Annotated in this window: 11 protein-coding genes; 3 read left to right on the top strand and 8 right to left on the bottom strand. The window is 64.5% G+C overall.

The window, feature by feature from the left end; genetic code table 11:
- Positions 1-14: 14 nt before the first annotated feature.
- Positions 15-524, bottom strand: a complete 510-nt coding sequence (locus tag JL101_RS33090; RefSeq protein ID WP_203100717.1) for a c-type cytochrome — start codon at positions 522-524, stop codon at positions 15-17.
- A 108-nt stretch (positions 525-632) separates the two neighbouring features.
- Complete coding sequence (locus tag JL101_RS33095) at positions 633-2,081, bottom strand: tetratricopeptide repeat protein (RefSeq protein WP_203100719.1); 1,449 nt, start codon at positions 2,079-2,081, stop codon at positions 633-635.
- Positions 2,082-2,345: 264 nt separating this feature from the next.
- Here JL101_RS33095 and JL101_RS33100 point away from each other — a divergent pair, with 264 nt between their 5' ends.
- Together JL101_RS33100 and JL101_RS33105 are read left to right on the top strand one after the other, a co-directional pair.
- On the top strand, positions 2,346-3,377 hold the full coding sequence (locus JL101_RS33100; protein WP_323374757.1) for a methyltransferase: 1,032 nt from the start codon (positions 2,346-2,348) through the stop codon (positions 3,375-3,377).
- Between the two features lie 42 nt (positions 3,378-3,419).
- Positions 3,420-5,498: an adenylate/guanylate cyclase domain-containing protein gene (locus JL101_RS33105; protein WP_203100723.1), complete on the top strand. Its 2,079-nt coding sequence runs from the start codon at positions 3,420-3,422 to the stop codon at positions 5,496-5,498.
- Positions 5,499-5,542: 44 nt separating this feature from the next.
- On the opposite strand, the gene JL101_RS33110 is transcribed toward JL101_RS33105, so the two are convergent.
- A complete protein-coding gene (locus tag JL101_RS33110) occupies positions 5,543-7,012 on the bottom strand; it encodes a right-handed parallel beta-helix repeat-containing protein (protein WP_203100726.1) in 1,470 nt (489 codons plus the stop codon).
- Between the two features lie 335 nt (positions 7,013-7,347).
- On the opposite strand from JL101_RS33110, the gene JL101_RS33115 reads away from it, so the two are divergent.
- Positions 7,348-9,402, top strand: a complete 2,055-nt coding sequence (locus tag JL101_RS33115; RefSeq protein ID WP_203100728.1) for a calcium-binding protein — start codon at positions 7,348-7,350, stop codon at positions 9,400-9,402.
- 231 nt (positions 9,403-9,633) lie between these two features.
- Here JL101_RS33115 and JL101_RS33120 read toward each other — a convergent pair whose 3' ends face one another.
- The 5 genes from JL101_RS33120 to JL101_RS33140 form a co-directional block, all read right to left on the bottom strand.
- Positions 9,634-11,007 carry an acyltransferase family protein gene (locus JL101_RS33120; protein ID WP_203100730.1) on the bottom strand — a complete coding sequence of 458 codons (1,374 nt, stop codon included), beginning with the start codon at positions 11,005-11,007 and terminating at the stop codon, positions 9,634-9,636.
- A gap of 166 nt (positions 11,008-11,173) precedes the next feature.
- Positions 11,174-11,857: a sugar transferase gene (locus JL101_RS33125; RefSeq protein WP_203100732.1), complete on the bottom strand. Its 684-nt coding sequence runs from the start codon at positions 11,855-11,857 to the stop codon at positions 11,174-11,176.
- Between the two features lie 32 nt (positions 11,858-11,889).
- Entirely contained in the window at positions 11,890-12,786 is an 897-nt protein-coding gene (locus JL101_RS33130; RefSeq protein ID WP_203100734.1) for a WecB/TagA/CpsF family glycosyltransferase, read from the bottom strand.
- Between the two features lie 54 nt (positions 12,787-12,840).
- A complete protein-coding gene (locus tag JL101_RS33135; RefSeq protein ID WP_203100736.1) occupies positions 12,841-13,830 on the bottom strand; it encodes an NAD-dependent epimerase/dehydratase family protein in 990 nt (329 codons plus the stop codon).
- A gap of 46 nt (positions 13,831-13,876) precedes the next feature.
- A complete protein-coding gene (locus JL101_RS33140; RefSeq protein WP_203100738.1) occupies positions 13,877-14,887 on the bottom strand; it encodes a UDP-glucuronic acid decarboxylase family protein in 1,011 nt (336 codons plus the stop codon).
- Positions 14,888-15,002: the final 115 nt, after the last annotated feature.

Here is a 15,002-nt window from a genome sequence, read left to right on the forward strand (position 1 = left end):
CGGCATGGCGGCCGTCACCCGGGAATCATGACGCCGAGATAGGGCGCCGTCGGCTTCTCGGACGGGCCGGCAAGGTCCGGCACCTTGTGCCGTACGGGCCTGAGGTTCCTGAGATAGGTCGCCAGGGCCTGGGCATCGGCGTCGGTGAGCTTGCCGTAGCTGTGATAGGGCATCACCGGGGCCAGGACGCGGCCGTCCGGGCGGACGCCGGTGCGGACGGCCTTGACGACGTCGGCCTCGCTCCAGTTTCCCAGGCCGGTTTCCGGCTCCGGAGTCAGGTTGGGCGGGTAGAAGGTTCCGAGCCCCGGGACCTGGAATCCCACCTCGGAGCCGCCGAGATAGCGCTGCGGATCGGGCTTTCCCAGCAGCGCCCCGGTGGTATGGCAGCCGCCGCAATCCATGATGGCGGCAAGATATTCGCCCCGCTTCACGGCTTCCTCCGCGGCGGTCGGCGAGGTCGTCACGAGGGCCGCGCCGAGCAGCAGCGAGGTGGCGGCGGCGCCGGCGGTCAGAATCGTGCGCATGTTCTCCACATCCCTTGATCGTCTTCGGATGACCGAACCTTAGCGCGCACGGCTTTCCGCCGCCCTTTCCGGATCTTTCCCGAGTTGGCCGGAGTTTTCCCGGATCTCCTACTCGGGCACGCCGGCTTTCCTGAGTCCTTCGATGAACACGTCGCGGTGGGCGAACTTGCCCAGGTTTCGGCGGAGCACGCTCAGGCAGAGGGGTGGACCCACCCTGTTTCGGATCTCGATGAACTCCCGGGCCTCGTCCAGCAGGCCCAGGTGGCCGCAGCAGCTGATCAGGGTGTTGTAGTGCCCGGAATATTCCGCGAAGGAGGAGACCGAGGCCCGCAGGAAGGGCAGCGCCTCTTCGAAATGCTGCGCCCCCAGGAGCGCCAGGCCATGGATCGCCGTGTACAGCCCGGAGAAGCCGTCGAGCGGGCTCATGCGCAGCGCACGGCCGGTCTCGGCGATCGCCTCGTCGAAATGGCCCGCCCTCAGGAGCGCCCACCCCAGGGCCGTGCGGCCGAGCGCGAAGCTCGGGTGGAGGCCGAGCGCTGTCCGGAGCTCCCCCAGGGCCCGCTCGTGCTGGCCCGCCGTGCTGAGGCACAGCCCCGAGACCATCCGGGCCCACGGATCGCTGGGGTCGAGGGAAAGCGCATCCTGGGCATGCCCGGCCGCCTGACGGTAGCCCTCGCGTGCGTCGGGAAACCAGTAGCAGAGCGCCGCCCACCACAGCGCCCAGCTCAGCAGCGCGTGGGCGCGGGCATAGCCCGGCTCGATCGCGATGGCATGGCGCAGCAGGGCCTGGGCGTCCTCGTTCTGCCGGCGCCCCACCCGGTTGATCAGGCCCATGGCCCGCACGACCAGCCCCCAGGCGTCGATGCTTTCCGGCGGCCTGCTGGAGACCCGGAACCCCTCCTCGGCGTAGAGGTGGGGCTCCACCGCGGCGACCACGCGCTCCGTGATGTCGTCCTGGACCGCGAAGATGTCCTGGAGGTCGCGGTCGTACCGCTCCGCCCAGATGTGCTTTCCCGTCTCGGCGTCGACCAGCTGGCCGGTGATGCGGATGCGCGGGCCCGCCGTCCTGACGCTCCCCTCCAGGACGTAGCGCACCCCGAGGTCCCGGGCGACCTGCCGGACGTCGGCCGGCCTGCCCTTGTAGACGAAGGAGGAGTTGCGGGAGATGACGAACAGCCAGCGCAGGCGCGCCAGCGCCGTGATGATGTCCTCGGTGATGCCGTCGGCGAGATATTCCTGCTCGGGATCGCAGCTCATGTTGGCGAAGGGCAGGACCGCGATGGAAGGCTTGCCGTGGATCGTCGCCTCGCCGGGACCCGCGGCCGGTGCCGCGTCCCTGGCCGGCGGCTCGTCCCGATCGGGGCCGCCCGTTCGGCGAAACGACAGTTTCGTGTGGTTTTCGACGATGGAGAGCGTCTTGTCGGAGAACAAACCTATCAGCAGCTTGTCGACCGTGGATTTTCCCAGCCTCGTCTTGAAGGCGAACTGCTCTCGCGACAGCCTTTCACGGGCAAGATAGTCCCTGATCGTCGCTGCGATACGCTTCTTGTCTTCCAAACCCCGCCCTCCGTCGTCCGCAGAGGTCGCCCCTTCCGGAAAGATGCGGGCCATTATCCGGAAAATCCAGGCATATTCCGGATAAACCCGCGGAAACGAAACAAGCGTACAAGGAGGCTGTCCCTGGCCCCGGGAGCGGCAGACCGGCTCCGCAGGGGAAGCCGGGATTTCGCCCGCCGCACCGTGACGCTCTTGGACATGGAGGAGGAGAGGATGGCAAGCCTGATCGAAGCCGCCGGCCCGGAAACTTTTCCCGGCCGGCCGATGACTGCCGAGCCGGAGCCGCCCTCGCCGGCTCCACTGATGGCTCTCTCCACCGGCTTCTGGGGCTTCAAGACCCTGGCCGCAGCCCATGAGCTGGATCTCTTCACCCGGCTGGCCGGCGGGGCGAGCACGACATGCCTGGAACTCGCCGAGGCGCTCGGGATATGTCACCGTCCGGCGGAAATGCTGCTGACCGGGTGCGCGGCCCTCAGCCTCCTGGAGAAGCGCGGCGGCCGATACCGTAACGCCCCGATCAGCGAGGCCTATCTCGTGCGCGGCAAGCCCGATTATTTCGGCGGCTGGATCGAGATGGCCGACAAGCGGCTTTATGCCGGCTGGGGCAAGCTCGCCGAGGCGATCCGCACGAACCGGCCGACGACGTGGGATCCGGCCGTGCAGGCCTCGATCTTCGACGCCGAGGACCCGACGATGCTGGCCCTCTTCTGGGAGGCGATGCACGCGCTCTCGACCATGACCGCGCGCCGGCTCGGGGAGGCGTTGGACCTCGGCCGCTTCCGGCATCTCCTGGATATCGGCGGCGGGTCCGGCGCCTACGACATCGAGCTCTGCCGGCGCTATCCCCATCTTCGGGCGACCGTGTTCGACCTGCCCCACGTGACCGCGATCGCCGCCGGGAAGATCGCGCTGGCCGGGCTGGGCGGGAGGATCGGGACGGTTCCGGGCGATTTCTTCGGCACGGCTCCGTTCCCCGGCGGCCACGACGTCCACCTGCTCTCGATGATCCTGCACGACTGGAGCGAGGAGAAGGACCGGGCGCTGCTGCGCCGGTCCTTCGAGGCGCTGCCGAGCGGCGGCCTGGCCGTGATCAGCGAGCTTCTGGTCAACGACGACAAGACCGGCCCGGCCCCGGCCGCGCTGATGAGCCTGAACATGCTGATCGAGACGGAAGGGCGGAACTACACGCCGTCCGAATACGCGGGGTGGATGGAGGATGCCGGTTTTCGCGACGTAGAGACCGTCTGGTTCGACGCGCCGGGTGCCAACGGCGCGGTCGTCGGCCGCAAGCCCTAGACCGGCGCGGGCCGGGCGGGCCATCGAACGAAGGAGGATGCGATGAGGCTGGGGATCCAAAGCACGCTGCTGTACGCCAACGTCGCCCTGATGGCCTGCTCGCTGTCGGCCGTCTCGGCGGTGGTGCTCCTCCGTCATCTCGCCGTCGTCCGGACCGTCGCGGATCGTGAGATCGAGCAGGTCGCCAACGACGTGGAACACCGGGTTTCCCGGTTCCTGGAGAACGGCCCCGCCGTCCTGAACAGGGTCAAGTACTTCGTCGAACACCAGGATGCGGTGCCGGGCGACATCGGGCGCGTGACGGACTACCTGGCGTCGGAGGCCCGGGCGAGCCCGACGTTGACCTGGGTGAGCGTCAGCAGCGCCGGAACGGGGGAGTTCCTGGGCGTGACCCGGCGTGACGGCACGTTCGTCCTCAACCGGTCCGACCCGACGGTCGACGGCGGGATCGCCCGTGAATGGGAATTGCGCCCCGACGGGACGCGGGTCCCCTTGGAGACCGGACCGGGAGTGCCGTACGACCCCCGCGGCAAGGCGTGGTTCGCCCTCGGTATCGACGCGGACGAGCCGCGCTGGACGGATGCCTACGAGTTCGCCGAGGGCAGGCCGGGCATCTCGGCGGTGGTCGGCCTGAGGCATCCCGGGACGGGCAGGGCGGCGGGCGTCGCGACGGCGGATTTCCATCTCAGCGGGATCGAGAGTTTCCTGGCCGACCTGCGGGTCGGGACCGGCGGGCGCGCCGTGATCTTGGCACCCGGGTCCGCCGCCGGGTCCCCGGAGGAGTCCCTCGTTCTCGGCGCCGGGTCCGGTTTTCCGGAAGAGCTGCGCGCGGCGCTTACGGCCGTCGCCGGGCAGGGCGCGGGGGAGGCAGACCCGCCCCGGCAATCCGCGGACCGTTCCGGCGGCCGGTTCCGTGCCACGGCCGGCGGGGTCATCGTCGACGGCCGAACCCTCGCCGTCGGCGGCGGACTGCACTGGCAACTCCTGGTCATGCTGCCGCTCGCCGACGTCGAAGCCCCGATGTGGTCCGTCACGGCGGCGGTCCTGGTGACCGCCTGCCTCTTCCTGGCGGTCGGCATCGTCGCCGCGACCGTGATCGCCTGCGCCATCTCCAGGCCGATCCGCCTGATGAGCCGGGATCTCGCGGCGATCGGCGACCTGCACTTCGCGCGCACCAGGCCGGTCCGCTCCTCGATCCGCGAGATCGACGCCATGGCGTGCTCGCTGGTGCGCATGAAGGCCGCCCTGCGGTCCTTCTCGACCTACGTGCCGGTCGACGTCGTCCGGCGCGTCCTGACGAGCGGCCAAGCGGCCGAGCCCGGCGGCGAACTGCGCGTGCTGACCGTCCTGGTCTCGGACCTGGCCGGCTTCACCGGGATCGCGGAAGGCATGCCGCCGGGGAAGCTGGTGGGATACCTGGGCAGGTATTTCGGCATCCTGGAGCGGGCCGTCCACGATGCCGGCGGCATCGTGGACAAGTTCGTGGGGGACGGCATGCTGGCCTTCTTCGATGCCCCGGCCCGCGTCGGCGGTCACGCCGCCCAGGCGTGCGAGGCGGCGCTCGACGCGCAGCGTTCCCTCGGGCGGCTTGCCAAGGTGGCCGGCGATGCGCCGCCCCACACGCGCATCGGCTTGGCCGCCGGGGAAGTCCTGGTCGGCAATATCGGGACGGCGCAGCGCCTGTCCTATACGGTGATCGGGGACGCGGTGAACCTGGCGTCCCGGCTGGAGATGCTGAACAAGGCCTACGGGACCGCCATCCTGGCGTCGGGCGAGGTTCGGCGGGTCGCCGGCAGCGGCTTCGAATGGCGCCACCTCGACCGGGTGACGGTTCCAGGACGGTCCGAACCTGTGGAACTGTACGAGTTGCTGGGCCGAAAAGGGGAAGTCGCCGCCACGGCGCTCTTGGTCCGGGATCTCCACGAGGCGGCGTTGGGGGATCTGGTGGCCGGCCGGTTCGACGAGGCCGCGCGGGGCTTCCGCGCCCTCCTCGGCAAGGCGCCCGACGACCGCCCGGCCCGCTACCTGCTGGAACACACCGTGCGGATGGGGGCGGAACTTGCCGTTTCGGGACCGTCACGGGACTGGCGGGGCGTACATGTCCACCGGTCTAAGATGTGAGCGGGACGGCGCCGTCGAAGCGTAAACGGGAGTGACGGGCCTTTTCAGCTTCTCAGGTCCTGGCAGCCTTGCCACGATGCGGCAGTTCCGATCAATCGGCCACCTTGCTCATATCCGGTTTCTCCCTGCCACCCGGACCAGTCCAGTTCACGGCCGCCGATCATCCACCACGCCTGGCCGGCATTGGACACGATCCAGATGTTGCCCTCCCAATCGTTGTCGAAGGTGGCGGGATCGGGCGTGTCGTGGTCGGCGACGAAACCGCTGTGCCCGTCGGGTCCGTGATGGATGATGCGATTGTTGTGGATACGGTTGCGGTCGGTCAGGTAAGGCCCTTGACGATCGCTCACCCGCTCCTGATAGATCAGGCCGATTCCGTTGCCGCCGTCCCGGTCTGTCTCTATGCAGTTTCCGGTGACCTCCACGCCGGAACTGTTTTGCACGAGGATCTGGCTTCCCCAGAGCCACGTGAAATCAGCGCTGCCATTGCCGGCCACGACGTTGTCAGCGACTACGGCATCGTAGGAGATCTCGTATTGGATTCCGATGGACTCATTGTTCCGGACGGTATTGTTCCGGATTATCGTCCCCTTCATGTCGATGTCGCCCCAAAGGCCAGGCCCGGCGTTGTGATGCACGTCGTTACCGTCGATGACGACTCCGTAGGACTTGACGATCTTCAGTCCGCCCGCTTCCCAGGCGGGGTCAAATCCGGCGAAATTGTTGCGGGCGATCTCGACCCCCTCGATCCGGGCCCCGTGTGCGGCGGCGCCGTTGATGCCGGACTGGCCGTTGTCGATCGCGGCGCCACCGACGATCACGGATCCGGTATTCAAGACGATGCCCACGCCGTGGTTCCATCGGACGACCGTGTCGCGAATGGTCCAACGACGCCCGTCATGGCCGTGGATCGCTCCGAACTGGGCCATGGAAGCGTAACGCTCCACTACCAAGCCTTCTATGACGATATCTTCGGCATGTCCGTGGAAGGCTGCCGGCTGGGTCGACATCTCGACCTGGAATGGCGCCGGATCGATCGAGAGGTAGGCTGTCCGCGCGACGGGATCGAGATACCAAGTGCCGGCGGTGACCTCCGCCAGGTTCGCCACGCGTCTGTAGACGACGTCGCCGACGAAAATGTCTTCCCGCCAAGTGCAGAGATCGCCGTCGTCGAGGCATCTGCCCGCCCTCGGCAGTGGCTCCGGCAGGCCTTCGTGGCGCCAGTAGCGTCCGGTCCGCGTCCACTCCGACAGAACTGTCGCGCCGTTGAGAACGGCTCCCGGTTCCCCGAGGAATTCCTGCCGATCCTTCGCCTTGATCATTTGTCCACGATACAATCCCGGCGAGAGACGGAACACCGTGCCCTCGGGGTGCGCCTCAACGGCGGCCTGGAGGTCGTCCTGCTGACTCAATCTCACCTCGGCAGCAGCGGCGTTCCGCCGGCTCTCGCAGGCCGGAAGCAAGGAGAGAATCCAGAAGGCAGTCAAGAGGGACAAGGGGATGCGTCGTATCACGGGGGCAACTCTCGAATTGACCATAGCCAAGACTGTCGCTCCCAAGCACTGGCCGCCCGCGGACCATCCGCGCTTAGGCTACGCTGCCCAAAATCGGAAATGAACATTTTGATATCATCCTGAGGCAACTGAAAGACAAAGTTTAAGCGCAAAAAAGTATAAGCAAAACCCAAAATTAGCACTCCACCAACACCATCAAAAGGGCTAGATCCTGGACGCGCAGACGTGCCTGCGCTGAATTATCATTAACTTTTAAGAAAGGCGCCTTCATCCGATCAGATGGCCCTAACGGGCCACGGGCCCCGTACTGACCGGGATGGCTGGTGAGATTACCTATGGCGACAACTTCCGCATTCTATGTTGCGACGAACGGCAATGACTCCTGGTCCGGCCGCTTTGCCCAACCTCTCGCGGACGGGTCCGACGGACCTTTCGCTACCCTGGGCCGAGCCCGTGACGGCATGCGTTCGGATTCTGCGACCAACACCACCTATGTGCGCGAGGGAACCTACTCCCAGAAGACCCCTCTGGTTCTGACCGCGGTGGACTCCGGCCATACGTTCCAGGCATACGGCACCGAGAAGCCGATCGTCCGCGGCGGTACGGGAGTGACGAAACTGGTCGATATCCAGGAGACCAGGGACATCACGATCAAGGGAATCACGTTCCGGGATACCGTCACCTATGACAACAACGATGTATCGGCCGCCATCGTCGTCGACGAAAGCAGCGGGATCAAGTTGATCCAGAATACCTTTCTGGATGTCGGCCGGGCCGTGATGCTCGATGGCGATAGTCACCATAACACCATCGACGGCAACAGGGTGTCCCGTGCTGCCTCGACCGGTATCGATCTCACGCCGGAAAGTCACGAGAACACCGTCATCAACAATCACCTTTCGGATATCGGACTTCTCATCCACGAAGGCGGAGCGATCAACCTGCTCGAAACCTGGGGAAATCGCGTTGCGCACAATCTGATCGAGAGGACATCCCATGCCGGCATCGGTGATTGGGGCGGAGACAGCAGCGTCAAGTCCGGCGGAAATACCATCGAGTATAACGAGATCCGCGACACCAACCGCAATATGGACGACACGGGAGCTATCTATACGTACAGTGGCGAGGATTGGAACCATCTGGGAAATACGATCCGCTACAACGAGATCTACAATACCGGAGGCGTGAGCCCCGGCACTGCCGGCAGGGCCTGGTCCTTCGGCATCTATCTGGATGAATATCACAGCGGCAACACCGTCACGGGCAACTTCGTATCAGGTTCGGGGGCCGGCGGCCTCTATATCCATGGCGGTTCGAACAATACCGCAACGAACAATATCTTCCTGGGCGCCGATCACCATCACCAAGTCCTGCTCCAGGAAGTGGAACTCCGCCCGATGCAGAATCTCAAGATCTCGGGGAATATCATCCAGGTGCCAGCGGACGGCGGCCAACCGCTCGATCTGGATACCGCCGTCACCCCGCCGTCCTCGATCACGAACAATCTCTATTGGAACCCTGAGGGCAAGGTTATCGAGATAGCCGACCGTTCCTGGTCCCAGTGGCAGGCTGTCGGCGGTGACGTCGGCTCCCTGATCGGCAATCCCGATTTCGTCGCCTCCTCGTCCGGGAACTACACCCTCGCCTCCGGCTCTGCCGCATTGTCGCTGGGCTTCGTCAATCTTCCGTTCTCCCGAATGGGTGTGCTCGCCGCAACGGGCAGCGCGGATGAATCTCCGGACCCCGTGGCGCCCGTGCAATCTTTTCCGACCTATACTTCCGGTCAGTGGGTGACGACCCCGGCATCGACCGCGACCTATCTCGGCACTCCCTCCTCCGGAACGCTGTATGGTTCCTCCGGCAACGACCGGATCGGTGGCAGCGGCGGCGAAGACCGGCTGGTCGGTCGTTCCGGCCATGACACCTATATCGTGAACAGCAGCGGCGACCGGGTGGTCGAGTTGGCCGGGCAGGGCAACGATCAGGTGCTGCTCCGAAGCTCCACCTTCACGCTGCCCGCCCATGTCGAGAACCTGAAAAGCGACTCGTCCGTCGCCAAGCGACTCACTGGCAACTCTCTCGACAACACCATCGTGGGCGGCTCGGGCGCCGACACGATCAACGGAGCCGGGGGGGCCGACAAGATGACGGGCGGCGCCGGAAACGACGTGTTCATCCTGACCAAGGGCAGCATTTCCGGAGACCTGATCACGGATTTCGCTGGCAACGGCACTGGAGCGGGAGATGTCCTGAAGTTCTCCGGGTTCGGTTCCGGCGCTGCCTTGACCCATTCCGGAGACATCTGGAAAATCGACCATGACGGCGGTTCCGAGGTGTTCAAGCTGGTCGGCGTGACCGCGCTGGCGGCGGGAGATTACGTATTCTCCTGAGCCTGAGTGGTCGGGGAGGAGCGCAGCTCCCCGGGCGTACGCGATTCTCCCTGCAGCCCGATCCATTCCTCTGCCCGTTCCTGCGCGGAAGCTGGCACCCTGCGGGATTTTCCCGCTTCATATGCCTCCCGGATGACCAGCATGGTCATCCGGAAATCGGAAACCCGGCCGGTCGATGCTGTAGGCATCGATCGGATGGTTGATGCCGGAGCCATCGTAACGGTTTCGGTATCACAGGTCCTTTTTCAAGGACGCCGGCGTGTCGACCGGCCGGGTGGTCGACACGCCGGCGGATCGGCGGCCCTGGACCGCCGGCTCCGTCACGCTGCCGGTCGGCAATCCGGCCTGAAGCCCGGCAAGCAGTTTCAGTAGCCGGAGCTTTCCGGACCACGGGGGAGCGGCGGTTTCTCCGGAGGTCGGACGGGCACCGCTTCCGGTTGCTTGACGGCGTTGCGCGACGGACCGTAGATAGCTGCCCGGTGATCCGCCGAGCCATGTCCGACCGCCGGCGCGGCTCCGGGACCGGAAATGCCGGTTCAAGCTTTCGATCATCGGCTTTTCCAGCAGGAAATAGGTCCCTGCCGCGAGGATCACGCAGAGGATGATCCCACCAGCCTGGAACAAGCCGCCATATGCGGGCGAGCCTGGGAAAATCGTGATGGCTTTGCCGAGTGCGGACAGGATGAACCAGTGGGACAGATAAAGGCTGTATGAGATATCCCCAAGAATCACGAGGCCAGCGAGAAGGCCGGTAACGGCAGGGACTCCGAACGAAGAGCGTCGCTCGACGAACTTCTCGAGCGCCATGAGGATGCCCAGAAAGGCGAAGCAGAAGAAGCCAACGGTCACGACGCGGTAATATTCTTGCCAAACGCCCCATTCCTCCGCCCAGCTCGCTGAGACGTACCTGACCGCCAGGCAGCCAGCCATGACAGCGACAAGGACGGGGAGCGATCCCGCTGACATCACCCGGTTCCTGAAATTGTATAGGATCATGCCCAGCCAGAACTCCGCCAGCATCGGGGACGTGACGTGGAAATCCCAGATCTTCGTACCGGATGCCTCGCCCACGAGTCTCAGGACTATACCCGAGAAGAAGAAACACAGCACGACGGTGGGGGCGGCTCCGGGCCTTCCGATGGCAAGCATGGACGCAACCATAAGATAGAACAGGGCTTCATGTTCCAGCGTCCATCCGACCGAGAGCAACGGATATTCAAGCTGTGGGAACAGCAGAAGCGATTTGATGATGTTGGTCGGGGAGTAAGAGAACGAGCCCAAGTTCCAGGCCGGGTTCAAGAGAAAAGCAAGGACGACGGCAGCGGAGAAAATCCAATAGATGGGGTAGATCCTTATGAATCGCCTCAACAGGAAGTTGCCCGGCCCCAATCCGGGTGACGTGACCACCGATGCCATGACGAACCCGCTGATCAGGAAAAACAGGTCCACGCCGATACCTTCTGGTATCAGGTCCGGGAACGGCCTTGCATACTGGTAGTCAGGAACATGCTTGACGACCAGGAATGAATGGACATAGACGACTTCGAGAGCCGCAATGCCTCTCGCCACCTGGATCGACAGGAATCTGCCTTCCGTCGGCCTCATGGCGCCGATGCTCCATGGCTGATAACATCGTTCCGCCCGGCTGGGCGCGTTGCTGCACAGTCCAAGCCGGAAACGGTAATCTTCGTGCCCAAGCGCTCCGGAAGGACGGCCGGTAGGGGCAGCGGAGCGGGCGAACTCATGGCGTGTCGAGGTCGCGCGGGCAGGTTCATCCCGCGCCCTCGCACGACAACGTGACGAAGATGGTGTGGATCATGATCAGGGCATCGAGACGGGGTGAGCTTTCCCGGGTGTATCTCAAATCCCAGCCGATCCGTTCTTCCATCGCCTGCAGGGTTTCGGTCTGGCCGCGGCACCTGTTGATCTGCGCTAGACCGGTTATGCCGGGCTTGACGAGGAAGCGCCTGTCGTAGTGATTGACCAGGGTACCGTATTTGGCATCCAGCCATACCGGATGGGGACGAGGCCCGACGAAGGACATATCACCCCGGAAAACGTTCAGGAGTTGTGGCAGCTCGTCCATGCTGGTCGTGCGCAAGAAGCTGCCGACGCGGGTTATCCTGCCGTCTCCTTTCCGGGCCTGCTCCTCGATCTCCTTGCCATGACGCATCGTCCTGAATTTCAGGATCATGAATGTTCTGCCGTGCAGGCCCGTACGCTCCTGCCGGAAGAGAATCGGTCCGCTTGATTCCCACCTGATCGCCATCGCGATGATCATCAGCATCGGCGCAAGCGCAAGCAGCAGAACGAAAGCCAGGATGATGTCGATCATGCGCTTGGCGATGCTGGAACTCCACTGGTTCCGGGACCGGTGCCCCCGGCGGGCGGACGTCGGGGATGGTGCGAGATCGACGGCGCTCGCGAGAAGAACCCTTTCCGTGGGATCGTGCATTTCAGCCTCCCTGACCATCGTTGACAGGGTTGTCATCGTCCTGCCGGCGGACCTGACGGCAGACTCCGGGCAGCGACAGCCGACGGCTGCTGCCCGCGACCGGAGGTCGGCGGACTGTCGTCATCCATGTCTTTGTCCTGAAGCTGGAAGTACCTGCGGCCGAGCAGGAACTCTCCGGCGATCAGCAGCAGGAACCGTGGGTTGTTCCTCAGGTAGCGCCGCCATAGGCGGCGCGGTTCCGTGGCGAGGCGATAGAGCCATTCCAGGGCCAGTATCTGCAGGATCCGGGGTGCTTGGCTCTTGAGTCCGGCATTGAAGTCGAACGCAGCCCCGACGCCGATCAGGATCGGAGCGTCGAGACGGTCACACATCCGCGCCATCCAGTATTCCTGCTTGGGAGTGCTGAGCCCGATCCAGACGATGTCGGCCCGCGACGCGTTGATCGCCGCGGCCGTCTCCTCCTCTTCGTGCTCGCTGAGCGGGCGGAACGGCGGCGTCATCGTCCCGGCGACGGCGATCCCAGGAAAGCGCCGGGAGAGGCGATCGCGGAGGCGATCCGCGACCCCCTCGCCGCCGCCGTAGAAGTAGTGCCGGATCGTGCCGTCCCGGGTAGCCTCCATCAGGGCCAGCATCAGGTCCGGGCCATAGACTCGGCTGACTTGGTGGCGACGGACTCGACCGTAATAGACAAGCGGCATGCCATCCGGCGTCACCATGCGGGCTCCCCTCAACACTCTGCGGAATTCGGGAGAGTCCCGGGCTTCCATGACACCATGGACGCCGGTTATGGTGACGTAGCCGCTGCGGCGGTCCGCCACCCACGCCAATATGGTCTGCGTCGCGGTGGGCAGATCGATCGCGGATACGTTGACGCCGAGTATGGAGAACCAGGGCATCTCGGCAGGCATTTGCAAACAGCTGTCGCTCATCGCGGCCTCCGGTGGGAGCAGGGTTTTTCGGGGCCGGGGTCGCACCTTGGCGAGTCAGGCGGCAACCTCGACCTGACGGATCTCGTCGTAAATCCACCGGTAGGTCTTCTCGAGGCCGGTCCGGAGATCAATGGAGGGTGCCCAATCGAGCACCTCCCGGATCCGCGTGTTGTCGCTGTTGCGTCCTCTCACCCCCTTGGGCGCGTCGAGACGATAATGCCGCCGCAGCTTGATGCCCGCGATCTGTTCGGCGATGTCGACCAGCTGGTTGATCGTCACCAATTCGTCGGAGCCGAGGTTTAACGGATCGCCGCAGTCGGACGCAGCGATCCGGCAGGTCCCATGGACGCAATCGTCGATGAACATGAAGCTCCGGGTCTGCTCGCCGTCGCCCCAGATCTCGATTTCATGGCTTCCGCTCAGCTTGGCTTCGATCACCTTGCGGCAGATCGCCGCCGGCGCCTTCTCCCGCCCGCCAGCGTAGGTCCCGTATGGACCATAGACGTTGTGGTAGCGGGCGACCCGGGTGATCAGCCCGTAATCCTCGGTGAAATGGCGGCAGAGCCGTTCGCTGAACAGCTTTTCCCACCCGTAGCCGTCCTCGGGCATGGCCGGATAGGCATCCTCCTCCTTCAGGGGAACGACTTGGGGGGACAACTGCTTTCCCGCCGCATAGACGCAAGCGGAAGAGGAGAAGAAGTATCGCTCGACTCCCACCTCCCGGGCGGCGAGCAGCATGTGGGTATTGATCAGTACCGAGAGCATGCATGCCGCCTTGTTGTTCTCGATAAAGCCCATCCCCCCCATATCCGCCGCCAGATTGAAGACATGACGGGCTCCCTTGACGGCGATGCCGCAGTGATCGCGGCGTGACACGTCGAGGGTCAGGTTCTCGACGCCCGGCGTGTGGCGATACCATCTCTCGACCGGCTTGATGTCGACGGCACGGATGTTCGGGAAACCCTGCTCCGCAAGATGGGCCACAAGGTTACCGCCGATGAAACCGCCGCCGCCCGTGACGACGATCAGGTCATTGTGGTTCATTGATGCTCTCCAACAGATTGAAGGGGGTCGCGCGAGCGACGCCGGGTCAGGCGGTCGTCTCGAGCACGGGGGCAGGAGCGTCGCTCCGTTGCGCCAGTGTGGATCTGAAATAGGCGATGGTCTTCTGGAGACCTTCGTCGAGCGGGATATGGGGCTGCCAGCCGAGTAGCTTCCCCGCGACCGTGATGTCCGGCTTGCGGCGACATGGGTCGTCAGCCGGCAGTGGATGCCGATCTATCCGCGAACGGGATCCGGTCATCTCGATGATGCGTCGGGCGAGTTCAAAGACAGTGATCTCGGCCGGATTGCCCATATTGACCGGACCCGTGACGCCGGGAGACGCGTCCATCAGACGAACCATCCCGTCGAGCAGGTCGTCGACATAGCAGAAGGATCGCGTCTGGCTTCCGTCGCCGTAGATCGTCAAGGGGACGCCGGCCAAGGCCTGCACTATGAAGTTGGAGATGACGCGGCCATCTCCGGAGGCCATCCGCGGACCATACGTGTTGAAGATGCGGATTACGCGGATCTCCACGCCATGTTGCCGATGATAGTCGAACATCAGCGATTCGGCGCAGCGTTTCCCCTCGTCGTAGCAGGCGCGCAGACCGATCGGGTTGACGTTCCCGGTGTAGTCCTCGGTCTGCGGATGGACTCTCGGGTCCCCGTAGATCTCTGACGTCGAGGCCTGAAGCACTCTCGCACCCACGCGCTTCGCGAGCCCGAGCATGTTCATGGCACCGAGCACGCTGACCTTGGTCGTCTGTATGGGGTCCCGCTGGTAATATGCCGGCGAAGCCGGGCATGCGAGATTGTATATCTGGTCGACTTCCACGTAGAGGGGCAGGCATACGTCGTGCCGGACCAGCTCGAAACGCGGGTGACCCAGGAGGTGGGCGATGTTCTCCTTCCGTCCGGTGAAAAAATTGTCGACACACAGGACTTCATGGCCGAGGCCGAGGAGCTTCTCGCATAAATGCGACCCGAGGAACCCGGCGCCCCCGGTTACCAGTATGCGCTTGGAGGGATCGACGCCAAAGTTGAGATTGCTGTCCATGGAGCACCTCCGGTCTTGTTGAACTTGTCGGCGGCCCGGTAAGGCGCCTGGCGAGAACCGATGTTCAGCGGGGTGCGCCGCAAAGCGCCTCGGGTTCCGATCGGCTATGCGGGGA

This window comes from Skermanella rosea (assembly GCF_016806835.2).
GTDB classification, from domain to species: domain Bacteria; phylum Pseudomonadota; class Alphaproteobacteria; order Azospirillales; family Azospirillaceae; genus Skermanella; species Skermanella rosea.

Excerpts from the sequence above, each read along its gene's own strand:
- JL101_RS33090 (WP_203100717.1), bottom strand. The coding sequence starts at position 524 with ATGCGCACGATTCTGACCGCCGGCGCCGCCGCCACCTCGCTGCTGCTC.
- JL101_RS33100 (WP_323374757.1), top strand. The coding sequence starts at position 2,346 with ATGACTGCCGAGCCGGAGCCGCCCTCGCCGGCTCCACTGATGGCTCTC.
- JL101_RS33105 (WP_203100723.1), top strand. The coding sequence starts at position 3,420 with ATGAGGCTGGGGATCCAAAGCACGCTGCTGTACGCCAACGTCGCCCTG.
- JL101_RS33115 (WP_203100728.1), top strand. The coding sequence starts at position 7,348 with ATGGCGACAACTTCCGCATTCTATGTTGCGACGAACGGCAATGACTCC.
- JL101_RS33120 (WP_203100730.1), bottom strand. The coding sequence starts at position 11,007 with ATGAGGCCGACGGAAGGCAGATTCCTGTCGATCCAGGTGGCGAGAGGC.
- JL101_RS33125 (WP_203100732.1), bottom strand. The coding sequence starts at position 11,857 with ATGCACGATCCCACGGAAAGGGTTCTTCTCGCGAGCGCCGTCGATCTC.
- JL101_RS33130 (WP_203100734.1), bottom strand. The coding sequence starts at position 12,786 with ATGAGCGACAGCTGTTTGCAAATGCCTGCCGAGATGCCCTGGTTCTCC.
- JL101_RS33135 (WP_203100736.1), bottom strand. The coding sequence starts at position 13,830 with ATGAACCACAATGACCTGATCGTCGTCACGGGCGGCGGCGGTTTCATC.
- JL101_RS33140 (WP_203100738.1), bottom strand. The coding sequence starts at position 14,887 with ATGGACAGCAATCTCAACTTTGGCGTCGATCCCTCCAAGCGCATACTG.